At 66.1% G+C, this 22,665-nt stretch carries 24 protein-coding genes; 11 read left to right on the top strand and 13 right to left on the bottom strand.

Going from position 1 to position 22,665, the window contains the following annotated elements; translation table 11 throughout:
- Positions 1 to 3 precede the first annotated feature (3 nt).
- Entirely contained in the window at positions 4 to 1,344 is a 1,341-nt protein-coding gene (locus GBA63_RS16930; RefSeq protein WP_166177962.1) for a cytochrome ubiquinol oxidase subunit I, read from the top strand.
- Positions 1,341 to 1,493: a hypothetical protein gene (locus tag GBA63_RS16925; RefSeq protein WP_166177960.1), complete on the top strand. Its 153-nt coding sequence runs from the start codon at positions 1,341 to 1,343 to the stop codon at positions 1,491 to 1,493. The genes GBA63_RS16930 and GBA63_RS16925 overlap by 4 nt, the downstream gene beginning before the upstream one ends.
- Positions 1,494 to 1,660: 167 nt before the next feature.
- Here the strand turns inward: GBA63_RS16925 and GBA63_RS16920 are convergent, their stop codons facing one another.
- Positions 1,661 to 2,443 carry an SDR family NAD(P)-dependent oxidoreductase gene (locus GBA63_RS16920; protein ID WP_166177958.1) on the bottom strand — a complete coding sequence of 261 codons (783 nt, stop codon included), beginning with the start codon at positions 2,441 to 2,443 and terminating at the stop codon, positions 1,661 to 1,663.
- 73 nt (positions 2,444 to 2,516) lie between these two features.
- Here GBA63_RS16920 and GBA63_RS16915 point away from each other — a divergent pair, with 73 nt between their 5' ends.
- Positions 2,517 to 3,152, top strand: coding sequence for an LON peptidase substrate-binding domain-containing protein (locus GBA63_RS16915; RefSeq protein WP_166177956.1), 636 nt, complete (start codon positions 2,517 to 2,519; stop codon positions 3,150 to 3,152).
- Positions 3,153 to 3,307: 155 nt separating this feature from the next.
- On the opposite strand, the gene GBA63_RS16910 is transcribed toward GBA63_RS16915, so the two are convergent.
- A complete protein-coding gene (locus GBA63_RS16910) occupies positions 3,308 to 4,327 on the bottom strand; it encodes a mechanosensitive ion channel family protein (RefSeq protein WP_166177954.1) in 1,020 nt (339 codons plus the stop codon).
- Positions 4,328 to 4,591: 264 nt separating this feature from the next.
- On the opposite strand from GBA63_RS16910, the gene GBA63_RS16905 reads away from it, so the two are divergent.
- Positions 4,592 to 6,205 (top strand): sensor histidine kinase, encoded by a 1,614-nt coding sequence (locus GBA63_RS16905; RefSeq protein ID WP_207956866.1) that lies wholly within the window; start codon positions 4,592 to 4,594, stop codon positions 6,203 to 6,205.
- Complete coding sequence (locus tag GBA63_RS16900) at positions 6,202 to 6,834, top strand: response regulator (protein ID WP_166177952.1); 633 nt, start codon at positions 6,202 to 6,204, stop codon at positions 6,832 to 6,834. Before GBA63_RS16905 ends, GBA63_RS16900 begins: the two co-directional genes overlap by 4 nt.
- 405 nt (positions 6,835 to 7,239) lie before the next feature.
- Here GBA63_RS16900 and GBA63_RS16895 read toward each other — a convergent pair whose 3' ends face one another.
- The 7 genes from GBA63_RS16895 to GBA63_RS16865 all read right to left on the bottom strand — a co-directional run bounded on the left by GBA63_RS16895 (position 7,240) and on the right by GBA63_RS16865 (position 12,982).
- Positions 7,240 to 7,686 carry a hypothetical protein gene (locus GBA63_RS16895; RefSeq protein WP_166177950.1) on the bottom strand — a complete coding sequence of 149 codons (447 nt, stop codon included), beginning with the start codon at positions 7,684 to 7,686 and terminating at the stop codon, positions 7,240 to 7,242.
- A gap of 85 nt (positions 7,687 to 7,771) precedes the next feature.
- Positions 7,772 to 8,827 (bottom strand): D-alanine--D-alanine ligase family protein, encoded by a 1,056-nt coding sequence (locus GBA63_RS16890; protein WP_456115155.1) that lies wholly within the window; start codon positions 8,825 to 8,827, stop codon positions 7,772 to 7,774.
- A 61-nt stretch (positions 8,828 to 8,888) separates the two neighbouring features.
- Positions 8,889 to 9,629 (bottom strand): CPBP family intramembrane glutamic endopeptidase, encoded by a 741-nt coding sequence (locus GBA63_RS16885; RefSeq protein WP_166177948.1) that lies wholly within the window; start codon positions 9,627 to 9,629, stop codon positions 8,889 to 8,891.
- 5 nt (positions 9,630 to 9,634) lie between these two features.
- A complete protein-coding gene (locus tag GBA63_RS16880; RefSeq protein ID WP_166177946.1) occupies positions 9,635 to 10,198 on the bottom strand; it encodes an HD domain-containing protein in 564 nt (187 codons plus the stop codon).
- A 136-nt stretch (positions 10,199 to 10,334) separates the two neighbouring features.
- A complete protein-coding gene (locus tag GBA63_RS16875) occupies positions 10,335 to 10,772 on the bottom strand; it encodes a hypothetical protein (RefSeq protein ID WP_166177944.1) in 438 nt (145 codons plus the stop codon).
- A gap of 62 nt (positions 10,773 to 10,834) precedes the next feature.
- Complete coding sequence (locus GBA63_RS16870) at positions 10,835 to 11,548, bottom strand: uracil-DNA glycosylase (protein WP_166177942.1); 714 nt, start codon at positions 11,546 to 11,548, stop codon at positions 10,835 to 10,837.
- 225 nt (positions 11,549 to 11,773) lie between these two features.
- Entirely contained in the window at positions 11,774 to 12,982 is a 1,209-nt protein-coding gene (locus tag GBA63_RS16865; protein ID WP_207956864.1) for a 2,3-bisphosphoglycerate-independent phosphoglycerate mutase, read from the bottom strand.
- Positions 12,983 to 13,075: 93 nt separating this feature from the next.
- On the opposite strand from GBA63_RS16865, the gene GBA63_RS16860 reads away from it, so the two are divergent.
- The 4 genes from GBA63_RS16860 (at position 13,076) to GBA63_RS16845 (ending at position 17,312) form a co-directional block, all read left to right on the top strand.
- Entirely contained in the window at positions 13,076 to 13,984 is a 909-nt protein-coding gene (locus tag GBA63_RS16860; RefSeq protein ID WP_166177940.1) for an MBL fold metallo-hydrolase, read from the top strand.
- A 366-nt stretch (positions 13,985 to 14,350) separates the two neighbouring features.
- Positions 14,351 to 14,704 carry a cupredoxin domain-containing protein gene (locus GBA63_RS16855; RefSeq protein WP_166177938.1) on the top strand — a complete coding sequence of 118 codons (354 nt, stop codon included), beginning with the start codon at positions 14,351 to 14,353 and terminating at the stop codon, positions 14,702 to 14,704.
- A 5-nt stretch (positions 14,705 to 14,709) separates the two neighbouring features.
- Entirely contained in the window at positions 14,710 to 16,134 is a 1,425-nt protein-coding gene (locus tag GBA63_RS16850) for a hypothetical protein (RefSeq protein WP_166177936.1), read from the top strand.
- Between the two features lie 119 nt (positions 16,135 to 16,253).
- Positions 16,254 to 17,312: a helix-turn-helix domain-containing protein gene (locus GBA63_RS16845; RefSeq protein ID WP_166177934.1), complete on the top strand. Its 1,059-nt coding sequence runs from the start codon at positions 16,254 to 16,256 to the stop codon at positions 17,310 to 17,312.
- A 69-nt stretch (positions 17,313 to 17,381) separates the two neighbouring features.
- On the opposite strand, the gene GBA63_RS16840 is transcribed toward GBA63_RS16845, so the two are convergent.
- The 3 genes from GBA63_RS16840 to GBA63_RS16830 are packed head-to-tail and all read right to left on the bottom strand — an operon-like array spanning position 17,382 to position 20,408.
- The gene (locus GBA63_RS16840) at positions 17,382 to 18,788 is read right to left on the bottom strand and encodes an NAD(P)(+) transhydrogenase (Re/Si-specific) subunit beta (protein ID WP_166177932.1); all 1,407 of its coding nucleotides are present in this window, start codon (positions 18,786 to 18,788) and stop codon (positions 17,382 to 17,384) included.
- A 3-nt stretch (positions 18,789 to 18,791) separates the two neighbouring features.
- Entirely contained in the window at positions 18,792 to 19,100 is a 309-nt protein-coding gene (locus GBA63_RS16835; protein WP_166177930.1) for an NAD(P) transhydrogenase subunit alpha, read from the bottom strand.
- A complete protein-coding gene (locus GBA63_RS16830) occupies positions 19,101 to 20,408 on the bottom strand; it encodes an NAD(P) transhydrogenase subunit alpha (protein WP_166177928.1) in 1,308 nt (435 codons plus the stop codon). It abuts the gene before it with no gap.
- Between the two features lie 146 nt (positions 20,409 to 20,554).
- Between GBA63_RS16830 and GBA63_RS16825 the strand changes: the two genes are divergently transcribed.
- Positions 20,555 to 21,217: a sortase gene (locus GBA63_RS16825; protein ID WP_166177926.1), complete on the top strand. Its 663-nt coding sequence runs from the start codon at positions 20,555 to 20,557 to the stop codon at positions 21,215 to 21,217.
- 392 nt (positions 21,218 to 21,609) lie between these two features.
- The gene (locus tag GBA63_RS16820; RefSeq protein ID WP_228282147.1) at positions 21,610 to 22,191 is read left to right on the top strand and encodes a sortase; all 582 of its coding nucleotides are present in this window, start codon (positions 21,610 to 21,612) and stop codon (positions 22,189 to 22,191) included.
- Between the two features lie 8 nt (positions 22,192 to 22,199).
- On the opposite strand, the gene GBA63_RS16815 is transcribed toward GBA63_RS16820, so the two are convergent.
- Positions 22,200 to 22,592, bottom strand: coding sequence for a (2Fe-2S) ferredoxin domain-containing protein (locus tag GBA63_RS16815; protein ID WP_166177925.1), 393 nt, complete (start codon positions 22,590 to 22,592; stop codon positions 22,200 to 22,202).
- Positions 22,593 to 22,665: the final 73 nt, after the last annotated feature.

The following is a 22,665-nucleotide window of genomic DNA, read 5'->3' as shown; positions in this document are numbered from 1 at the left end:
AGGATGCCCATAGGTAACCTCGACGTTCCAATAATCGGCAAGAACGTCGTTATCGCCGTTCTCGTCCAGACGCACATCCTCTTCGCGGCCTTCATCATCGGGGCCGTCCTCATCGCGGCGACGAGCGAGTACCTCGGGATGGTGACCAAGCAGGCCAACTACGAGCGCTTCGCCCGTAACCTGGCGCGCTTCGTGGTACTGCTCTTCGCCTCCGGGGCGGCGCTCGCGATCACGTTCGTGCTCGCGCTCGTTACGCTGTTCCCGGTCTTCTTCTCTATCCTTCAGAACATCTTCTTCTGGGTCTTCCTCGTCGAGGCGTTCATGTTCCTCGGCCAGATCATCATCGTCTACGCCTGGTACAACGTCTGGGACAAGCTCGCCTACCGGAAGAGCCTGCACGTAGTTTTCGGCTTCATAGCCGGCTTCTTCGGCCTGATGGCGATGACCATGATCGACGCCGTCGCCTCCTTCATGCTCACCCCCGCCGAGGTCACCTCCCAGTCCGAGCTCGTGGCCCGCTCCTTCCTCAACCAGACCATGGTGCCGCTCAACATGCACCGCTTCGTAGGGAACTTCTCCTACGCAGGGTTCCTGATTGCGGGCTGGGGTGCCTGGCGCTACCTGAGGACCACCAGGGAGAGCGAGCGGGAGTACTACGACTGGATGGGGCACTTCGGCCTGATCTGGGGCTTCGGGTTCCTGATCATGCAGCCGGTCATAGGCTACGGCTACCTGAAAGGTATCCGCGAGAGCGCGCCCGAGTCGTTCAACACGATCATGCTCGGCGACAAGGCCTGGGTCTTCAACCTGCTGGTCCTCTGGATCGCGGTCCTGAGCATCGCCTCGACCGCGTACTTCGTCCACAAGCTGCGCTTTACGGTCAAGCCGATGGAGACGATGCGCAAGCTCGCGGTCGGCGGCCTCGGTTTCACGGCGCTCTTCACGATACTGAACGTCATCCCGGCGGACGCGGACCTGATCTCCCAGATCGGGCTGACGTTCGCGGGCGGCGACTCCACGAGCATACCGCTGGGCAGCATGTACCCGTGGAAGTACATAGGTCTGATCGGGCTGATGCTCGTCGGCTTCTTCGTCATAGCCCTCTACCTCAGGGCGACGGCGACGGGGTTCCACTGGGGCAGGGCCAGCCGGTGGAGCCAGTACGCGCTGATGGCGTGCTCGGTCTTCGTGGTCTTTACGATGGTAACGATGGGCTACACCCGCGAGACCGCCCGCCGGGTAGACAACAACCCGGGCTACCTCATCAACGACTGCGTGACGCTCGACCAGAAGATCGTCAGCGAAGGATGTCCGACCGAACCACTCATGGAGGCGGCCGAATGATCGACCTCGCGTTGCTCCTCTTCCAGGAAGGAAGCACCGGGAACCCGACGGGCCTCGGCGTCTTCCGGTTCTTCGCCGGGTTCCTGCTGGTAATGACGTTCTTTTTGGGCTTTCTCGGTTTTACGTACTGGATCAGCAAGGACGAGTAGTGTAGGTCTCAGGCTACAGGTTTCGGCTAACAGGAGGGCCGCGGCGCGAACCGCGGCCCTCCCGCTTTCTACAACAGCCGAAGCGAGAGAAGCGTTGCCAAAGCGCTGGCGTACGACGAACCCGGGTTAGTCTACAGACGACTTACCTGATGCCTGTAACCTGAAGCCTACTCCTTCAGCGCTTCGAGTTGCTCCAGGCGTATGATGTGCCCGTTCAGGCGGGCGGCCTCCGACGTGCAGAGGTAGCTTATGAGCTCGGCGGGTTCTTCGGGAGCGCGGAGCATTCCGAAGTCGCTGTAGCCCTGGAACATGCGGTAGAGCTGTTTGCCGATGAGGTCGGGCGGGAAGGCGCGGGATTTTTCCTGCATCCTGGTATCGACCACGCCCGGGTAGACGCCGGTTACGGCGACGTTGTGCGGTTCGCCTTCGAGGGCGAGGACGCGGGTTAGCTGGTCGAGGGCCGCTTTGGAGGCCCCGTAAGCGGCCATGCCGGCCATCGGGTGGCGGGCGGCGGCGCTAGAGACGTTGACGATGCGTCCCCAGTCGCCGGAGACCATGTGTGGCATCGCCTCCCTGGCGCAGAGAAAGGCGCCGGTGACGTTCGCGTCGAAGACCCGGCGCCAGTCGGAAAGTTCCGTCCGGGCGACGGGGAGCGGGACTCCCGGCGTGCCCGCGTTGTTTATCAAGATGTCCACGGGTCCGAGTCCGGCGCGGGCCTTCTCGAAGGCGGCGGAGACCGAGTCCTCGTCCGTGACGTCCAGGAGTACGGGGATGGCCGTGTTGCCGCCGGCCTCTATCTCGCGGGCCACGGAGGATATCTCCTCCTCCGTTCGGGCGGCCACGGCGACGGCGGCGCCCTCGCGGGCGAGCAGGCGTGCGGTGGCCGCGCCGATGCCTCGTCCTCCGCCGGTGATCAGGGCGACCCGGCCCGCGTGTGGTCTGCCTTCCACGCGTAACACTATACCCGGCACGCGGGTCCGGCGTTGAGATAGAATCCGTGCAGCCAACGTAAGGAGCGCGACCTTGTCCGATATACCGCTTTTCCCGCTCAACGTGGTGCTGATGCCGGGGGCGCCTTTGCCGCTGCACATCTTCGAGGAGCGCTACAAGCAGATGGTCGACGAGTGCCTCCAGCAGGAGAGCGAGTTCGGGATGGTCTTCGCCGACGAGTCGGGGACCAGGAAGGTGGGTTGCACGGCCAAGATAGTCGAGCTCGTCGAGCGCTACGACGACGGGCGGATGCTGATCCTGGTAGAAGGCTCCCGCCGCTTCAAACTGAACAACGTGCTGACGGGTAAACCGTACTACGTGGGCGAGATCGAATACTTCGAAGAGGAACCCGAGGAACCCGACGTCCAGGCGTTGGCCGAGGAGTGCATAGCCCTCCTCGAACGCGTGGTCGAGGCGGCGACGGAAGGCTCCGTCGGCATAGAGATAGAGCCCCCCTACAAGAACCTCTCCTTCGCCATAGCCGGCCGCGTCGAGTTCGAAGCCGAAACCCGCCAGCAGATCCTGGAACTAACCTCTGAAAAAGCCCGCCTGGAGAAGGTAAAAGAGCTACTTACCTCCGCCGCCGAACGCCTCGAAAGGGAACGCCAGGCCCGCGAAAAAGCCCAGACGAACGGCCACCTCCGCGACGACTGGAAACCGGGCACTTAGGCTTTAGGTTACAGGCATCAGGCCTGCGGTTTGGTACGTGGGCGCGGAGGGCGTGACTCCGAATAGGGGCGTGCGACATGGTCGTTGTGGCGGCACGGCTTCTCCGCCAGGAGCAGTGCGGTTCCCTGAAGCCTGACACCTGTAACCCGAAACCTCTACTTCAGCTTCTTTTCGGCCTCGTGCGGCAGGTTTCGTTCCGCTTCTTGCGGCAGCAGGTCCCTGACCCTACGCAGGTTCGCCTGGTCTACCTTGTAGACGAGGGGTTCGGCGGCGAGCGACTCTTCGCCGGCCGCCGCCTTTATGCGTTCGACGAGGTGTTCTTCGACGAGCCAGGCCATCGAGGGGAGGACCCCCGCGACGATGCGCAGTCGGACGCGGCCATCATCCGTCTCGCTCCGCTCCGCGAGGCGCGGCGGGTTGAGGTACAGTTCCGCCGCTTCGTCGAGGGACTTTAGGACGTTCTCGGCGGCTTCGGCATCAGAGACTTGAACCTCGACGTTAAAGCGTTGGCGGCCCGAGATGTAATTTGTGACGCCCAGGATCGCGCCGTTTGGGATGTAGCTCACTTCGCCGGAGAGGGAGCGGACCTTCGTCATGCGAAGGCCGAGCTCTTCCACGATGCCGGCCACGCCTTGCGGGGGGCTGATCTCCACGAAGTCCCCGACGCTGTACTGGCCCTCGAAGACGATGGAGAAGCCGGCGATAACGTCCCGCAGGAAGCTCTGCGCCCCGAAACCAAGGACGGCGGCGAGGATCGTGGCCCCGGCGACGCCTGGGAGCGGGTTCTTGATGAAGATGCTGATCACGACCAGGACGACTATGGAGAAGATCACGTACCGCAGGGCGTTGCGGGTGAGGGTGATCGCGGTGTCCTGGCGCTTGATGCGCGCGACGGCCTCGGCGTCGAGAAAATCCCGGCGCCGGCGCCGCCACCTGAGCACCTTGGGCACCCCGCGGGTCAGGATCCGGTAGAAGACGAGGCCGAGGAACACCACGAGCGCCGAGGCGATGATGTCGCCTATGAAGTTCGGGCCGACGACGTAATCGTAAGTGCTCCCCAGGAACTCCCCGATCCCGTTGAAGATGGATCTGGAGTCCCTGGTGGCGTCTTCGGCGGCGTCCGCCAGGTCGCCCGTCGTCTCTTCCTGTATGAGCGCGAAGAACATCCCGCGCATTTAAGTACCGTTGGGCTTCGGCTTCAAGCCGGTCAGGCGTTGTTCGATTCTTTTTTCCGCCAGCATCAGGGCTAGCGTGGTCGCGAACGACATCATCCTCCTCGCCTCTGCACGTGCCTTGCGCGCTCGATATTCCTCAACGGAACTCGCCGTCGGGGAGTAGTTCCCGCATCGACCGGAAGGATGATAGGTGCGCACCGGAGGGATGATTGTGTCGCCGGGGCGTTTCTCCGCTGGGTGGGGATGATCTAGAATGCTGCCATCTTGCTTGGGATAGGGGCACAACTCCTCGGCGTGAGGTGGCGGCTGGTGTTCGCGCTGGCCGCCGCCGTCGCGCTGTCGGCGTTCGCGTCGCTCTACTTGCTGGTCAACCTGTATGCGGCCGGGCTCTCTTTGGCCTCAGGGGGCGAGGTCAGCGAGGAGGTTCTCGGACGCGAGCTCGACCGTTTCGCGGGCTTTATGGCCTCGTGGGGACTGCCGGCCTTGTTCTTGCTCTTGACCGCGGGGGCGTCGGGACTGCTGACGCGGGCCTCGGGCGCGGCGAACGCGTCGCAGGGGGCCCTCCTCGGGCTCGGCTCGGCGGTCGGCATCCAGCTCATAGGCCGGGCTTTCGGGCCGTTCGTAGCGCGGGAGCTCGTCGTCTACCCGCTCCTCGGGCTCGCCGGCGGCTGGCTCGGCGTCGCGCTCAGCCGGGGCGCCATGCAGAGGCAGGAGGCGCTCTACCGTGCCAGCCGCGCCCTACACGCCGCGAACGGCCCACGGGACGTCGCCGTTGTCATAGGCGAGCACCTGGCGGGGCCGGGGGAGCGGGTTACCCTCTGGAGGATGTCGCCCGGGGACGAAGGGGCCTTCGAGATGGATCTGATCGGCTCCCACGCGCCGACCGGAGCGGCGGCCTGGCCGGCAGGGTCACGGCTGGATGCCGGGAGGGTCCCCGCGCTCGCGGACTTGCGGCGCGACTCGCACGGCGTCGTCCGTGAAGAAGACCTGCCTGAAGCGGAGCGCCGGGCCTGGCAGGGCTCCGGTATCCGCTCGGCGCTCCTCGTGCCGTTTGGCGCCTCGGGCGGTCCGGACGGGTTGATGATCGTCGCTTCGCCGGGGAGGCGGAGTTTCTTCGACCGAAAGAAGGTGCGCTCCTACCTCACCGTGGGGGCCCAGGCCGCGCTGACGGTCGAGAACCTGCGGCTCATCGAGGAGGCGCGGCGTACCGGCATGATCGGGGAGCGCAAGCGGCTGGCGCGCGAGATCCACGACACCCTCATCCAGGGCTTCGCGAGCATCGTGATGAACCTCGAGGCTATGGAGGGCGCCCTCGAAGACCCCACGGAGCCCGCCGCGTTCCACCTGGACGAGGCGCGGACCACGGCGCGCGAGGGGCTCGCCGAGGCCAGGCGCATAGTGTGGGCGCTCAGGCCGGAGGCCCTGGAGGGGTTCCCCCTGCCGGAAGCCCTCTCGCGGCTCGTCTCCCGCTGGTCCGAGTCGAACCGCACCAGGGCCGACGTCGCCGTGACGGGCGATGCCGTTCCGCTCCCGACGGAGGTCGAGGTCACGTTGCTGCGGACGGCCCAGGAAGCCCTCACCAACGTCGGGAAACACGCGAGCGCGGGTCGGGCTGTGCTTACCCTCTCCTACATGGGGGACAGGGTTACGCTCGACGTGATGGACGACGGCGTGGGCTTCGAGCCGGACGGCCCGACCGTGGCCGGTGACATGAACGGCGGCTTCGGGCTCGGGGCCATGCGGGAGAGGGTCGAGGGGGCCGGCGGTTCGCTGCTCGTCGAGAGCGAGCCCGGCGCTGGCACGACCCTCGCGGTAGAGTTGCGACTGACGGGCGACGGAAAGTCCCGGACCGTGGAGATGCTGGAGGAGACGTCGTGACCAAAAAGGTTGGCGTGCTCATCGTGGACGACCACCCGGTGGTGCGGACCGGGATCAGGGGGATGCTCGAAGGGCAGCCGGACTTCGAGGTGGTCGGCGAGGCCGTGAACGGCGAGGAGGCCGTCGACCTCACCGGCCGGCTGAACCCGGACATCGTCTTGATGGACCTCAGGATGCCAGGAACGGGCGGCGTGGCGGCCACCTCCCGCATCCGCAAGGAACATCCCGAGACCCGAGTCCTCGTGCTCACCACCTCCGATTCAGGGGCAGATATCCTGCGGGCCGTGGAGGCTGGGGCCACCGGATACGTCCTGAAGGACGCGCCGCGCGAGGAGCTCTACGGCGCCATCCGGGCCGCGGCCGAGGGCAAGCCCCTCCTCGCGCCGGACGTCGCGGCGCACCTGATGGAGCGGGTACGGTGGCCCTCCGAAGAGGGTCTGAGCGGCAGGGAGCTCGAGGTGTTGGAGCACGTGGCGCGGGGAAAGGGGAACAAGGAGATAGCGCGGACGCTCTGGATCAGCGAGGCGACCGTGAAGTCCCACCTGCTGCACGTCTACGAAAAGCTGGGCGCCGCCGACCGCGCCTCGGCCGTGGCCGCCGCGATGCAACGCGGCATATTGCGGTTGTAAGAGCTACCTGCTCTGGAGGGCAAGCCGGGCCACTAAAAGGCCGCCCGCCAACAGACAGACGCCCGCGAACAAGCCATAGGGGGGATGCCGCCCGTCTCGGGGAGCACCTTTGTCCTCGCCGGTACCTCGTCCGGGGCTCCGGCTGGCCCGGCTTCACGAGATCCGGTAGAAGCGGCGGACGCGGAGGCAGGCGCCGCCAACGCGTCGCTCAAGGCGCCGGTCCCCTGGCCGGCGTTGTCCCCGATCTCCTCGGCCCCATCGGCCACGGACTGGGCAACGCAGCCTTCTACGATCTCCCGTGTACTGCAATCGACGTACTGAGAGTTGGGGGACCCTGCGCCGATGCCGGGGCCGTCGCCGCGAGAACGAGAAGAAGCGTCGTCAGCGCCCATAGACGGAACACGTTCATCTTCTTCGAACCCCGAGTACCAGCAGTCCTCCCGCCACGAGCAACAGACCAGGGCCGGCCAAAGTCGGTGAAACGCCGCCCGTCTCCGGCAGCTCCGCGATCGAGGCCAGATCCCCATCCCCGGCCGCGTCGCCTCCCGTCGTGCCCGATGACGACGCGCTATCGGGAGACCCATCGGTTTCGGCCGGGGGGACGGCCTCGGGGGAGGCTGAGGCTTCTGCGGCGTCGTTCATGGCGTCGTTGACGGCGTCGGTTCCCTGTTCGGTGTTGCCGGCGATGTCCCGAACGCCGTCTTCGATGCTCTGCGCACACGCCACCCCGGCTTCCGGGACGCAGCTCCCGGGATCATACTGTGACGCCGCGGGGACGCTCTGCGCGAAGGTTGGGGCGCAGAAGACGAAAAGCATTGTTAGCGACACCAACAGCAACTTCAGTCCTCGCAATGCTTCCTCCCTCGTCTGGCAGCGCCGGTTCTCTGGTGGTGTGAAGCCGTCTTGCGGGAACTATAGCGTCCCTATACGGACGACGCTACCCGTGGCGTTCGAGGGCGAGGGCTATGAGGCGTTCGAGGAGGTCTTCGTAGGGGAGGCCGCTGGCGGCCCAGAGCTCGGCGTAGACGCTGGTCGGGGTGAAGCCGGGGATGGTGTTGATCTCGTTGAGGAGCAGCCTGTCGGTGCCCCTTTCGAGAAAAAAGTCGACCCGCGCCATGCCGGCCGCGTCGACGGCCTCGAACGCGGTGCGGGCCACACGGCGGACTTCGTCGGCGGTTTCGGCCGGTATCTTGGCCGGGACGCCGAGCTCCATGCCGCCCTCCACGTACTTGGCCTCGTAGTCGTAGAAGCCGTCTGCCTGGAGGAAGATCTCCCCCGGAACGGAGACGTCGGGCGCTTCGTTGCCCAAAACGGAGACCTCTATCTCCCTGGCGTCCACGCCCTTCTCCACGATGATGCGCCGGTCGAACCCGGCCGCCGCTTCGAGGGCGGTCCGAAGCTCCTCGGCGTCTTCGGCCTTGCCGATGCCGACGCTGGAGCCGAGGTTGGCCGGCTTGACGAAGCACGGGTAGCCCAGAGCGGCTTCGATCTTCCGTACCTGCGCTTCGGGCTCGTTTTTCCATTCCCTGCGGGTCAGGCCCACCCAATCGACCTGGGGGAGGCCGTGGTGGGCGAAGACTTTTTTCATGGTGATCTTATCCATCCCCACGGCGCTGCCGAGCACCCCGCTGCCGACGTAGGGGACGCCGGCGAGCTCCAGCATGCCCTGGATTGTCCCGTCCTCGCCGTAGGGTCCGTGCAGCACGGGAAAGACCACGTCGACGGAACCGAGGTTTGCCGGGAGCTTCTCCCCGGCCTTTGCGGGTGGCCCGGAGATTTCCAGGGTCGAGCCGTCGGGGAGAAGCTCGTGGTTCGATTCGAGCTCGCGCATGGGATCGCCCGAGTGTACCCAACGCCCCGAGCGCGTTATTCCGACGGGCACGACCTCGTGGCGCCCCCCCTTCCGCAACGCCGCCGTTATGGCGCGGGCCGACGCCAGGGAGACCTCGTGCTCCCCGCTGCGCCCCCCGAAGACGACCATCACCCGAGCCAATACGCCTCCCCTGCTCTCTCTAACGGTTCGTCCATCGTAGCAGAGAGTTGCACGGACCTTGTCACGCCGGCCAGTTAAGCAGACGCACCAGGCCGAAGAGCAGCGAGTTGTGCAGGCCATGCGCCATGACCCCGGGCCATAGGGAGCCGCTGCGTTCGTAAAGGAGTGCCAGTAGGGTACCCATAAGCGCGGCGTGGATCAGGAAAACGAGGTCCGCGCCGTGGAGCAAGCCGAAAATCAGGGAGCTTACCGCCAACGCCAGGACCGGGCCCCAGCGCCTGAGAAAGGTATAGAGCATCCCCCTGAACAGCAACTCTTCTCCGAAGGGGGCGAGCAGGCCCCCGAGCACGACCAGCAGCGCGAACTGAGGGGCCGTCCCCTGGCCCGCGGCGTCCAAGAGCCCCCGTTGGGGCGGGGGAAGGGAGCCCGCGCTGCTGACGTACAGCGCGAGGACCCAGAAGCTCACGAAGGCCAACAGCCCCGTACCTGCCCCGATCAACAACCATCCCCGGGAGGGGCGCACGAGCTCAAGGGAGGCCGGCTTGAAGGCCGTCTCCCCTAGCGCCAACGCTAACCCGACACCCGAGTAGGCCGCGAAGACGCTGAGACCGAGGGAGAGCAGCACCCCGGTTACGGAGAGTAGGGGGTGGCCAAGACCCTCCAGCGCGGCGACGCCTGAGAGCGTGAGCAAGAAGTAGACCCCGAAGGCGACCACGACATCGGTCCCCGAGACGCGTCTGCGCCAGAACGAGGCCGTACGCTCCGGGTTACGGGACCCGGGCGAAGCGGGCGAGGTCGGCACGTGTTCTAAGGCTCCTGTGGCTCCAGCCCCAGAATGTCGGCCCGCTCCTGCAGAGCCTCTGCCACGAACTCTATGTGCTCGTTGAGGTCGACGCCCAGGTCCTCGGCCCCGCGCACGATGTCGTCCCTGTTGACGGCCGCCGCGAAGCTTTTTTGCTTCATCTTCTTGCGTACGCTCTTGGCCTTCATGTTCTCGAGCCGCTCCGGCCGCATGAGCGCGCACGCGACTATAAAGCCCGAGAGCTCGTCTACGGCGTAGAGCGTCTTCGACATGGGGGTGTCGCGCGGCGTGTCGAGGTAGTCGGCGTGTCCCCTTATGGCGTGGAGCACGTCCTCGGGGTAGCCCCTCCTCTGAAGCTCGGCGACCCCGACCAGCGGGTGCTCGGCCGGGGTGGGATGCTTCTCGTAGTCCATGTCGTGCAGGAGGCCCGTAACACCCCACTTCTCTTCGTCCTCCCCGAACTTCTTCGCGTAAGCCCGCATCGCAGACTCGACCGCGAGCATGTGCTTGCGCAGCGAATCGCCCTCCGTCCACTCGCACATCAGATCGTAAGCTTCTTCTCTGTTCATTGGCCTCCCTCCGGTTGGCAGGTTTCAGCTTACCTACCTTACCCACCAAATGCCTCAGCGCGAAGTCAGGATACGTTTCCCCGCTCGTAGATACCGGACCGGGTCTTCCTGAAGCCCGATGCCTGTAGCCTGAAACCTATCCATCACGGTACGTCACGTTTATGGTCCCGCCGGGCGAGTTCGTCTGTTGGACGGAGCGGGTGGTGTCGCCGGCGACGAGGACTATCTTGAGGGCGCCGCGGTTGTCGTCGCGTTTCTGGATGCGGCAGGAGAGTTCCCGGCTTCCGGGGTCGAAGGTGAAGCGTTTTGGAACCCGCCCGCCCAGGACGCTCTGCCGGCCACCGACCGAGCAGAGGCCCGAGAACGTCGTCTTGGGGCCGCCCTCCAGGCGCAAGACGACCTGGGGGCTACCGCCCGGCTCCTCACCGAGCGTTATCTTTGGCGGCTCCTCGGCCGTCGTCTCCTGAAGAATGGTTGTGGGGGTGGCGGCCGTGGACCGGGGTTCTTTGGGAGCTCCACCATTCTGCCCGGTTTCACCCGAGCAGGCCGCGAGCAGAAGGACCGTGAGTAGCACCGCCGCGGCGCGCGCTGTTGAGAAGCCCTTTGAGGTCTCGGAGGTCTCCACGGGGGTCTATTTTATCTGACGGGGTGGCCCGCTTCCGGCCTGTTCAGGCCGGCGAGATCCCGCGCCCTGAGGAGGACGGCGTCGAGCATGGGAGGGGTGAGGACGCCGGTGAAGGTGTTCTGCTGGGATGGATGGTAGCAGCCGACGAGGGTCAGGTCGCCGGCCCGGGCCTCCGCGCCGTGGCCGAACTTCGGCTTCGGCCTGACGTTGCGGAGGCGCAGGGCCGCGTCCCACGCGAAAGCGCCGAGGCAGACGACGACGTTTGCCTGCAGGATCTCTATCTCGCGCGCCGCGTAGGGGAGGCAGGCGTCGCGCTCCGTGGGGGTCGGTTTGTTCTGCGGCGGCGCGCACCGGACGGCGGCCGAGATCCAGAGCCCAGATAGGCGGACGTTATCCTCTATCGTCCGCGAGACGGCCTTGTCCGAAAAGCCCGTCCTGTGGAGCCCCGCGAACAAGAAATCGCCCGACCGGTCCCCCGTAAAGAACCGCCCCGTCCTGTTCGCCCCGTGCGCCGCCGGAGCGAGCCCGAAAACGACCACCCGCGCCCCTGGGTCCCCGAACCCCGGCACCGGCCGCCCCCAGTACTCCCAGTCCCTGTAAGCCGCCCGCTTCTCCCGCGCGACCCTCTCCCGCCACTCGACCAACCGCGGGCAGGCGCGGCAGGAAGTGACTTCGCGCTCCAGCGTAGCGAGTTCAAGGCGGCTCGCGCCGCCGCTTTCAGCCATCAGCGGTCGGCTTTCAGCTTGTTGCTGGCGGCTCTCGGACCGTTCTTCAAACACAGCCCGTACGGACTCGAGGGCTCGTGCTCGCGCAGGCCCGCGCTGAGGGCGACCGTCTTACCCCGATTGTGGAGGACCGGTTCGGGATCAACTAGCGCGATATGACCGGGCACCGCATGGTACGCGGGGCCGGTATGAAAGCCGGTAGCTGAAAGCCGACCGCTGAAAGCCCTAAGCTCCGAAGCGGTTGAGCTTCAGGGCGTGGCCCATGAGGTAGCCCATGATCTCCTCGGCCGGGAAGACGCCGAGCGAGCCCCCGGCGCACGGGCGTTCGCCGAAACGGTCCGTCGTCGGCAGGGTGTAGGGCGAGTTGACGAGGATGGGGACCCCGTGCCAGGAGTGGCTCTTCATCTTCGCCGGGGTGGCGTGGTCGCCGGTGATGGCGATAGCGTCGGGGGCGAGGTCGAGCAGGCCCGGTATCTGGGCGTCCACCTCTTCTATGACAGAAGCCTTGCGGGCGAAGTCGCCGTCCTCGCCGGCCGCGTCGGTCGGCTTGACGTGGAGGAAGAAGAAGTCGTGGGCGTGCCAGTTCTCCTTCAACGTCTCGAACTCGCCGGCGATGCCGGCGCCCTCCTGCAGGAGTTGCATACCGGCGAGGCGGGCGAGGCCCTTGTACATCGGGTAGCTGGCTATGGCGGCGGCGTCGAGCTTGTAGGCCTCCTCGAAGGAGGGGAGGGCCGGGTGCATCCCGAAGCCGCGCAGGAGGACCGTGTTCGCCGGGTGCTGGTCGGCCAGGATCTCGTTCGCCTCTTCGACGAAAGCGTTGGCGAGCTGCGCGCTCTTTCTGGTCTCCGGAGAATCGTCCTGCGGCTTGACGGGGAGCGGTTCGAGGCCGACCCTCTGCGGGTCTGTGTCGGAGAGCTCGCCCGAGAGGCCTTCGGCGCGGAAGACGGCGACCGCGCGGTACTCCTTCTCGTGGGTGATAAAGACCTCGACGCCGTCTATCTTCAGGTTCTCGTTCAAGAGCGCCACGAGTTCCTCGCCCTTCTCGGACGGGATGCGGCCGGCGCGGCGGTCGGAGATCTTGCCGGAGTCATCGAGGGTCGCGAAGTTTATTCGGGCGGCGAGGTCGCTGTTCTGGAGGTCGAAACCGACGCCGAGCGCCGAGAGGACGCCGCGACCGACCTGAAAACGCAAGGGATCGTAGCCGAAGAGACCGAGGTGTCCGGGGCCGCTGCCGGGACTCACGCCCGCGGCGACGGGCCGTGAGAGGCCGAGGTCCGAGCGGGCCGCGAGGGCGTCGAGGTTGGGGGTGCTGGCTTCCTCGAGTTCCGTCCGGCCGCCCGGCTCCAGCGGGAGTCCGCCGAGGCCGTCCACCACGAGGAGCACGATCTTGGAGTCCGTCTTCACCGACAGCTCGCGCATGAGGTTCAGGTCCAAAACGGGTGTCCTTTCGCTCTGCTTCCGGAGCCGGAAGTCTAACAAAGCACCTGCGTATAATCTCCGGACGTATAGAACTCGGGAGGGGCGCGCATGAAGATAGAGACGGTAGACCTGAACTTCCTCGGGACAGAGCAGGTGATAGCCTCCTTCCTCCTGATCGGCGACGGCTCGGCCGCCATAATCGAGACGGGCCCGACCACGTGCCTGGATCACCTGCAGACCGGCCTGAAGACGAACGGCGTCTCCCCGGAGGACGTGCAAGAAGTCTTCCTGACGCACATCCACCTCGACCACGCGGGAGCCTCCGGCCACCTCGCAAAGATCCTGCCCAACGCCACCTTCTACGTCCACGAGCTCGGCTACCCGCACCTGGCCGACCCGTCGAAGCTTCTCAAGAGCGCGACCCGCATCTACGGCGACAGGATGGAAGAGCTCTGGGGCGACGCCCACCCCGTGCCTGAGGAGCGCCTCGTCGTGCTCGGCGACGGGGACGAGGTCGAGACCGCGGGCGGGTTACTCGTCGCCCACGACACGCCGGGGCACGCCTACCACCACCTCGCCTACCTCGAGCCGGATTCCGGGTCGCTCTTTGCGGGTGACGTCGCTGGTATCCGTTTGCCGGGGCAGTCGTACGTAAGGCCGCCGACGCCGCCGCCCGAGATCGACGTCGAGGCGTGGGTACGGAGCATAGAGAAGATCCGTACCATGGATCCCCGCACCCTCCACCCCACCCACTTCGGAAGCTACGACGACGTGGACCGTCACCTCTCGGAGCTCGAACAGCGCCTCCAGGACTGGCTGCTCTTCGTCGAAGATCAGGTAGACGAGGGCGCATCGCCGGAGGAGATCTCCGAGGAGCTCAGGACCAAGGGCGACGCCGAGATGCTCGCCGAAGGCGCCGACCCCGAAGAGTCCGAACGCTACGACCTCGCGGGCAATTACGAGATGCTGACCGCCGGGATCCTCAGGTACGTGGAGAAACGCCGCAAAGAGAGCTAGTCAGCCCGCTCCGGCTAGGGCCTCCGCTTTCAGCACGCATCGGCTCTGCTCCGGCTTCGCCTCCGCGGCCCCTCGCTCTCAGCTTGTCAGCTTTCAGCCGTGCGGGGCGTTACCGGGGAGCGCCTGGCGGCACAGTTCGGATGTTGCGAGAGGCAGCGCTCTGGGACGACTCTAGCTGAGAGCCTCCGAAGGAGGCGTGCTGAAAGCGAGGACTGCGGAGCAGGCCGAAGCGTGCTGAAAGCCCGCGAAGCGGGCGTGCTGACAAGCGTAGGCGAAGCCGGAGCGTGCGCGACCGAAGGGAGCACCTACAGCTTTGGCGGGGGCCTACCGAAGATAGGGGGCCGAACCCGTTCGGAACGGAGGGAGATGGTCAGGCTCCTTGTGGCTTTCGCCGTGGTGGTCGTGTTGGTCGGGCTCTTTTTGGTGTTGCGGCCGGATCCTCGTGCCGCCGGGTCCCGGGAGCGGACGTTCGAGGTCTTCGTGGAGGACGGGGGGATGGTTCCTCGCGAGTTGCGCGTGGGGGAGGGGGACCGGGTGACGCTCGAGGTGGGGGCCGACGAGCCCGTTGAGCTGCATATTCACGGGCACGGTGTCGAGCTGGATGCCGGGCCGGGGGGTGGGGCCGTCGTCGCTTTCAAGGCCGGGCTTACGGGGAGGTTTGGGATCGAGAACCACCGCTCCGGGAGGGAGGTCGGCACCCTCGTGGTGGGGCCTCGGTAGGGGCCGTGCGGCCTGTTTTGGCCCACGGCTTCGGGCAGGGCTACGACTTGCCCCTGCCGCTCTGGCTCTACCTCTACGGGGCCGCCGCCGCGGTCTTGCTCTCTTTTCTCCCGCTTGCCTTGCTTTCCGGCAAGCGTGGTCGTCCCGCCGGCGAATACCCGCGCCTGGACTTGCTCCGCGTCCCGGTCCTGCGGGGGCTTTTGGGCTCGCGGCTGGTGGTGCGGGCCCTGCGGCTGACTTCTGTCGCGGTCTTCGGGCTCGTGGTGGCGGCCGGTCTCTTCGGGGTTCAGGGCGGCGAGAATGTAGCGCCGGTCTTCGTCTGGGCCGTGTGGTGGGTCGGGTTCTCTCTTTTCGTGGCTTTCGTGGGTAACCTCTGGCCTGTAGTGAACCCGTGGAAGATACTCTTCGGGTGGGTCGACGGCAAGGCCCGCAGGCTGGGCCGCGGGGACGGACTGTGGCTCGGGTGGGTTTATCCGGAATCCCTGGGCGTGTGGCCCGCGGTCGCGTTCTATCTCGCTTTCATCTGGTTCGAGAACGTCTTCGCCGATCCCGGATTGCCCCGTAACGTGGCCCTCGCCGCGCTCCTGTACTCGCTGGTCACTTTCTACGGCATGGCCTCTTTCGGCGGGGAAACCTGGCTTCGCCGCGGCGAGGCGTTCTCCGTGTTCTTCGGCCTTCTCGGCGGGTTCGCGCCAATGGAGGCGCGCGTGAAGAACGGGCGGGGTCGCACTGGCGGCGCCTTTGGTTGCGCGGGTTCGTGCCCGTGCTTCGCGCGGGCGGCGATGGGGGACCGGGAGTTGAACTTGAGGCCCTTTGGGGTAGGGCTCGGGCTGGCGGAACGGGCGCCGCCCGGTGGCGTGCCTTTCGTGGTGCTGGTGCTCGCCGGCGTTACCTACGACGGCCTGCTAGAGACCCCGATCTGGGTCGAGGTCGTGAGGACGACGCCCTTAACCCAGACGACGGGCCTGCTACTGACCTGGGCGGCGTTCCTCGGCGTCTACCTGGGTTGCGTGTGGCTCTGCCGGGTTTTCGGCGGTGAACGTGGTTGCTTCCGCGGGGCGGCCGCCGGTTACGTGCTCTCGGTTGTGCCCATAGCCGTCGCCTACCAGGTCGCCCACTACGGTACTTTTCTGCTGGTCGGGGCGCAGAAGACGGTCGCCGGCGTTTCGGACCCGTTCGGGTGGGGGTGGGACCTCTTAGGGACCGCGGCACTCAGGCCGGGGTACGGGTTGATCGGGGCAGGGGCCGTCTGGTACGCGCAGGCCGGGCTTATCGTGGCCGGGCACGTGGTCGCCGTGTGGCTGGCGCACCGGGTAACGACTCGCCTCGCCCCGCGGCACAGCGTGGTGGGCCAACTGCCGATGCTCTCGCTCATGGTCCTTTACACTGTCTTTGGCCTCTGGATCCTGGCCCAACCCATCGTCGAGTAAGAAATATTTCGCGGTTCGGGGTGTTTGGCGGCGGACTTCGGGTTATGATGCGGTCGTAACGATCTGGACGGGGGCGCGGGTTCGCCTGCGGGCACGGCACTCTACAGGCATGGGCGGTCATGAACGACGAACACGGAAGCCCGCGACCCGAGCCGGGGATAGGCCGCGGCCTGCAAGAAGCCAGGGAGGAGAAGGGCCTAACCCTCCAACAGGTCGAGCAGAGGACCAAGATCCGGGCCAGGTACCTCCAGGCCTTCGAGCGGGAAAACTTCGACGTGCTGCCCGCCGTCTACGTCCTCGGCTCCCTCAAGACCTACGCCGACTTCCTCGGCCTGGACGGGGCCGCCCTCTCAGGACGGCTCAAGGGTAGCCTCGTACAGCCGGCCGGGCCTGACCTCCCCGCCCAGCTCGCGGCCCTCGAAGGGTTGGGCGACGAAGACGACGAATACGAGGCGGTCCCGGCAACGGCCGTCGGTTTCGACCAGTTGTTTCTCGGCATGGGCGTGCTCCTGATCTCCATCCTCGCCGTGATGACCATCGTTACCGCGCTCGCCCGGGGTGACGATTCGCCCATCTCCCAGCTAGACGAACCCTCGACCCCCGAAACCCCATCCGAGATAGCCCTCGCCGCGAACGTGGAGGACGGCGCCGGCCCGCAGCCCCCGCGCGCGAACGACGCGCCGGCCGCGAAAGACGACGGAGACGTGGGAAACAAAGGCGGCGAACGTGTCGGGAAAGAAAACAGAGAGGACGAGCCCGAAGCGTCGAAAGACGGAGAGGACGGTAAGGGCCGGGAAGCCTCCCGGGCAACCTCCCTCTTCGGGGACGCGAAGTTCGTCCCCATGTCGCCGTCTCCCCCGACGGCCCCTTCTTCGGCTTCGGCGACAGCCCCCTCCTCGGCTTCGGCGACGGCGAAACCGGATGGCCCCTCTGCCTCCCACGCCCCGGTGAACCACGGAGCATCGTCGCCCGCCCCGCTCGAAGACGACCCGGATACGGCCTCCGCCCCGCCGGCCACCGCCCCGGGAAGCGTCGCAAACGCACCATCCCTACCGGGAGACAGAGGAGCAAGGGCGCCCGCGCCCGCCCCCGCGGGCGGGGATGAACGAGGCCGGATCTCCGTCACCATAGACAGAAAGATAGACCAGGCCTTCGAGGACGCGGGCCTCGGCCGGTAGTCGCCCATCGGGTGGAGGGCGACGTTCAGAGCACGGCGGACTCTCTCCGATAGCTATCGCTGACGGGTGTCAGGAACCCTTGACGGCCTCGACGACTTCCTGGAGGCCCTGCTTGGCGTCGGAGAAGAGCATCATCGTCTTGTCCGTGTCGTAGAAGAGCGGGTTGTCCACGCCGGCGAAACCGGGGCTCAAGGAGCGCTTGATGAAGATTACCCGTTCCGCGGCCTCGACGTTTAGGATCGGCATGCCGCTTATGGGGCTGTCCTGCTCCTCGTCGTTGGCCGCCGGGTTCACGACATCGTTCGCGCCGACGATGATGGCGGCGTCGGCGTCTTCGAGCTCCGGGTTTATGTCCTCGAGGTCATAGAGCTTCTCGTACGGGACGCCGGCCTCGGTAAGCAGGACGTTCATGTGGCCGGGCATCCGGCCCGCGACGGGGTGGATGCCGAAGAGGACGGTCTTTCCCTCGGCTTCGAGCGTCTCCATCAGCTCGCGCATGGGCCCTTGGGCCTGGGCCACGGCCAGGCCGTAGCCCGGGACTATGATTATCTTCTCCGCCTCGTCGGAGAGGTACTCGCCGACCTCGCCGGCGCCCACGTCGTTGACCTCGCGGTCCTCCTGGTCCTCGCCCTTGCTAGAGCCTGCGGCGGCGATGCCGGCGAATATGATCTTGCCCAGAGGGCGTCCCAGCGCGCTCGACATCAGGCGCGTGAGGATGGTGCCCGAGGCGCCGACTATCGTGCCGCCGATGATGAGGATGTAGTTCTCCAGCACGAACCCCGAGGCCGCCGCCGCCAGGCCCGTGAAGGCGTTCAAGAGCGAGATCACTATCGGCATGTCCGCCCCGCCTATCGGGATGACGAGCAGCACCCCGAGCACGGCCGAAGCCGCGAGCACGGCGACCACGGAGGCGACGGGCGAGAGGAACGGGAGTATCGCCCCGCCCGTGATGGCGTTCGCCCCGAGGACGAGGACGCCGACGAAGAGCAAGGCGTTGACCACCTGCTGAAGCGGGAAGGAGACGGCGCCCGTGAAGGCGAGCTCCTGGAGCTTCAGGAAAGCCACGACGCTGCCCATGAAGCTGACCGAGCCTATAAGGATGGTCAAAGGTACCGTGAGAGCGGCGACCAGGCTCATCTCGCCCTCGACCTGCAGGTGGTAGAACTCGGAGAGCGCAATGAGCGCCGCGGCCCCGCCGCCGACGCCGTTGTAGGCGGCGACCATCTGGGGCATAGCCGTCATCTGGACCCTCTGGGCCGAGACGGCGCCGACGACCGCGCCGAGTATCACGGCGGCCCCAATCAGGAGCAGGCTCTCGAACCGGATGACGAAGAGCGTGGCGACGAGCGCCACCGTCATCCCGACGGCGGCTATGGTGTTGCCGGAGCGAGCTGTCTCCGGCTTGCGCAAACGGCGGATGCCGACGATGAACAGCGCGGCCGCCGCGAGGTAGGCCAGGAACGTGGCGACCTGCAAGGTTTAGCCCTCTCTTCTCTTCTTGACCCTGGGGCGGGGGGGACGGAACATGCCGAGCATCCGGTTCGTCACCCAGAAACCGCCGACCACGTTCATCGCCCCGAAGAAGACGGCCACGAAGCCGACGACCTTTATGGCGAAGGAGCCTTCGGAGGCGAGCGTGATCATGCCGCCGACCAGGATCACCCCGTGGATGGCGTTGGTGGCGCTCATGAGTGGCGTGTGCAACAGGTTGGGCACGCGCGAGATCAGCTCGAACCCGAGGAACGCCGCGATGATGAGGATGGCGAGCTGCGCCAGTAGCTCCTGCATCTACCCGGCCTCGCTCTCTTTTGAGTCTTCCTGCAGCGCCTCGCGGGTCGCCTCCTGGCGGATCTCGCCGTCGTGGGCGATGCAGGTGGTGGCTATGATCTCGTCCTCGAAGTCGAGGTTCGGGTGAAGATCGTGCTCCTTCTTGTCTTCTGCCCTGTCTTCTGTGACGTGGCCTATGAGGTTGTGCATGTTGCGCGAGAGGAGCTGGCTCGCATGAATGGGCATGGTGCTCGGCAGGTTGACCGGGCCTATTATCTTTACCTGCTGGTGCTCGACGGTCTCTCCCGCCTCCGTGAGCTCGCAGTTGCCCCCGGCCTCGGCCGCGAGGTCGACGATCACGCTCCCCGGCTTCAGGCTCTCGACCATCGCCTTGTCCACGAGCGTCGGCGCCTTCCTGCCGGGCACGAGCGCCGTGGTCAGGACGATGTCCATCTCCTTGATCCTCTCCCGCAAAAGCTCCTGGTCCCGCTCGAGCTTCTCGTTGGACCAGCCTTCATCTTTTTCCTCGTCCTCCTCGGGCTCCTCTTCGCCCTCGACGACGTACCGGTCGCGCGGAGGCTCCGCGAAGGAGTAGAAGCCGAGCGCGGTCATGAACTTGTTGAACCCCGTCGGCTCGTACTCGACGAACTCGTCCTCGGGCTCTTCTTCCTCGCCCTCGTCGTCGGAGTCTATAAACGAGGCGCCCAAAGACTGGGCCTGCTCTTTCGTCTCGGGCCTGATGTCGTAGGCGAAGACCTCCGCCCCCAGGCGGTTCATGATCGCGATCGCCTGCAACCCCGCGACCGCGACGCCGAAGACGAGCACCTTGGCCGCCTTGGTCGTGCCCGCGGCGGTCGAGAGCATCGGGACGTACTTCCCCAAGGAGTCGGCTGCTATGAGGGCCGTTTTGTAGCCCGCGATGGAGCCCATCGAGGAGAGGGCGTCCATGCTCTGGGCCACGCTCGTGCGGGGGATCGCCTCGTTCGAGAAGACCGTTACGCCCGCTTCGGCCAGCTTCCGGACCAGTTCGGGGTTGCCCGGGCCGTTCAGGAAGCAGAGCAGGATCTGGCCCTTCTCCATCATCCCGACTTCTTCTTCGGTGGGAGAGGCGACCTTGACGATAAGGTCGGAGCCGCCGTAGACCTCGGGCGCCTCGCCCACGACCTTCGCCCCGGCCTCTTCGTAGTTCTCGTCCAGGTTGTAGTCGCGGCCAGCCCCCGACTCGACTACGACCTCGAAACCCTCCTTGACGAGCCTGGCGACGGTCTCGGGCACCAGCCCGACCCGCCGCTCCCCCTCAAGGACTTCTTTCGGTACCCCGATCCTCACGAAGAGGCATTATAGCGACGACGCGGCTTCCGTGCCCGCTGCCGCATCGTTACCAACAAATCTCCCTTCTGTTACCGATTTGTAACCCGAAAGAAGTAATTTTTAACCATAGATCCAGACCGAGACCGGAAAGGGGGTCGAAAGCGATGAAGAAGGTAAAGGGTCGGCTGACCGGGAAGGTGATGACGGCGGTCGCCGCGGCCGGTGTGCTCTTCGTCGGGCTCGGGCTCCTCTTGTACTCGCTCTTTGGCGGGGGAGGGCCGGCCTCGGCCAACACCCCCGAGAAAGTCTCCGACAAAGTCACCGAAGAGGTGCAGGACAGGTTCGCCAGGAGCCTCCCCGAGAGGATAGTCGAGAAGGTCCGCGGCCCCAGGGTGGACGCCCCGAAGGAGAAGACCCTCAAGTTGACCGTCCCGAAGCTGGACCGGGTCGATGACGTACCCGTCTACGACGCCGCGAAGCCCGAGTACGAGGACGCCATGCACGACGGCACCGCCCACGTGAAGGGCACGGGGTTCCCCTGGCAGAGAGGCGCCAACGTCTACATCGCCGGCCACAGGGTCGGTTACCCGGGGACCAAGAGCAACCTCGTCTTCTGGGACCTGGACAGGCTGCAGGAGGGGGATGAGATCATCCTCACCGACGCCGGCGGCGAACGCTACACCTACAAAGTCTTCGACAAGTTCGTCGTCGACCCGAGCGCCGTCCGCGTCCTGCGCCCTATCAAGGGCAAGAGCGTAGTAAGCCTACAGACTTGCACCCTCCCTGACTACTCCAGGCGCCTAGTCGTTCAGGGAGAGCTGAAGTAGCGGGCTCCTCCCTGCGGTCGTCGCGCCCGCTGCGCCCTTCGGGCTTCGCTTGTCAGCACGTTCCGCCCTATGGGCTCCACTCTCGGCACGCGTCGGGCCTTAGCAGGCCCTCGCTTTCAGCTATCAGCTCTCTGGCCGCGCAGGGCGAAGCCGGGCCGCGGAAGCCGAAAGGTTGCGGCTTCCGCAGCGAAAGGCCGGATGAAGACGACTGGCTGAAAGCCTCCGAAGGGAACGTGCTGAGAGGCGCGAAGCGCCGGGCTGACAAGCGGAGGCGGAGCCGGAGCGTGCTGCGACGACCGCAGGGAGGAGCAAAAGCGTTGCTGACTTGTAACCGTGGTGTTACTTTCTTAGAGTATGCTCCGTTTGACCGCTCGCACAGGAGGCTTAGAAGGGTGAGAACTTACCGGGGCAAGAGGAGCGTTGGCAGGGTCTTCGGCTACCTGCTCGCCGTGCTCATGGTCTTCTCGGGGCTTGCGCTTATCGGGTATTCGTTCCTGATGGGTGACCCGCTCGCCACTGCGGCCATCTTCGGCAAGGAGCCGCCGAAGAGCGGCGACCTGAGCCTTACGGTCCCCGAGATGCGTCGCGTCGACGACGTGCCCGTCTACACCGGCCCCGCCAACGACGAGGCCGCCCTCCACGACGGCACGCTCCACGTGGACAGCACGGGCTTCCCCTGGCAGGACGGCGCCAACGTCTACATCGCTGGCCACCGCATGGGCTTCCCCGGCACCGCCAGCTTTCTCGTCTTCAACGACCTGAACAGGCTGGAGGCCGGCGACAAGGTCATGCTTACCGACGCGAACGGGACGCGCTACAACTACGAGGTCTTCGAGAAGTTCGTGGTCAACCCCGACGCCTACTCCGTCACCCAGCCGGTCCCCGGCAGGAGCGTCGTCAGCCTCCAGACTTGTACGCTTCCGGACTACTCGCAGCGCCTGATAGTCCAGGCCGAGCTGACGAGCGTGGTGTAGGAGGGCTCTTACCGCCTCTTCTTCCGCGGACGCAGTTCCGCGGCGAGGTGCTCGACCGGCTCGCCGTTCTTGAGGTGGCTCTCGACTATCTCGGGGGCGTCGGCTTCGATCAGGCCGAGGTACCACGTCCCCGAGGGGTAGACGATGGCGTTCGGGCCGTGCTTGCAGAGGCCGAGGCATTCGACGGAATCGAGGCGGACGTCGCGGTTCATCCCGGCGGCGCGCAGCTCGTCCTTGAGCGCCTTTTTCACGTCTTTCGAGCCGCGCTTTTTGCAGTCGCCGCCCTTGCAGACGAGCACGTGGGCGTCGTAGTCGCGGACCTTCGCGTCGGGTTTCGCCAGCGTGGCGAGCGCGCCGTTCTTCGCGGCCTTGCCGGCTGATTTTTTGCCCTTCTTTGCCATGATCTCTCCGGTTCCAACGCCGGTTCGCGGCGTACGCGTACCCCATCAAGAGCGAGAAATTCTCGTTAGCGGG

Origin of the sequence: Rubrobacter tropicus, from assembly GCF_011492945.1 — a bacterium.
Taxonomy (GTDB): domain Bacteria; phylum Actinomycetota; class Rubrobacteria; order Rubrobacterales; family Rubrobacteraceae; genus Rubrobacter_D; species Rubrobacter_D tropicus.
The sequence above is the reverse complement of the archived record's forward strand: the minus strand, read 5'-3'. Positions and strand labels throughout refer to the sequence as shown.

Coding starts and splice junctions, on each gene's coding strand:
- GBA63_RS16930 (WP_166177962.1), top strand. CDS start 4: ATGCCCATAGGTAACCTCGACGTTCCAATAATCGGCAAGAACGTCGTT.
- GBA63_RS16925 (WP_166177960.1), top strand. CDS start 1,341: ATGATCGACCTCGCGTTGCTCCTCTTCCAGGAAGGAAGCACCGGGAAC.
- GBA63_RS16910 (WP_166177954.1), bottom strand. CDS start 4,327: ATGCGCGGGATGTTCTTCGCGCTCATACAGGAAGAGACGACGGGCGAC.
- GBA63_RS16880 (WP_166177946.1), bottom strand. CDS start 10,198: ATGAACAGAGAAGAAGCTTACGATCTGATGTGCGAGTGGACGGAGGGC.
- GBA63_RS16870 (WP_166177942.1), bottom strand. CDS start 11,548: ATGGCTGAAAGCGGCGGCGCGAGCCGCCTTGAACTCGCTACGCTGGAG.
- GBA63_RS16860 (WP_166177940.1), top strand. CDS start 13,076: ATGAAGATAGAGACGGTAGACCTGAACTTCCTCGGGACAGAGCAGGTG.
- GBA63_RS16855 (WP_166177938.1), top strand. CDS start 14,351: ATGGTCAGGCTCCTTGTGGCTTTCGCCGTGGTGGTCGTGTTGGTCGGG.
- GBA63_RS16845 (WP_166177934.1), top strand. CDS start 16,254: ATGAACGACGAACACGGAAGCCCGCGACCCGAGCCGGGGATAGGCCGC.
- GBA63_RS16835 (WP_166177930.1), bottom strand. CDS start 19,100: ATGCAGGAGCTACTGGCGCAGCTCGCCATCCTCATCATCGCGGCGTTC.
- GBA63_RS16825 (WP_166177926.1), top strand. CDS start 20,555: ATGAAGAAGGTAAAGGGTCGGCTGACCGGGAAGGTGATGACGGCGGTC.
- GBA63_RS16815 (WP_166177925.1), bottom strand. CDS start 22,592: ATGGCAAAGAAGGGCAAAAAATCAGCCGGCAAGGCCGCGAAGAACGGC.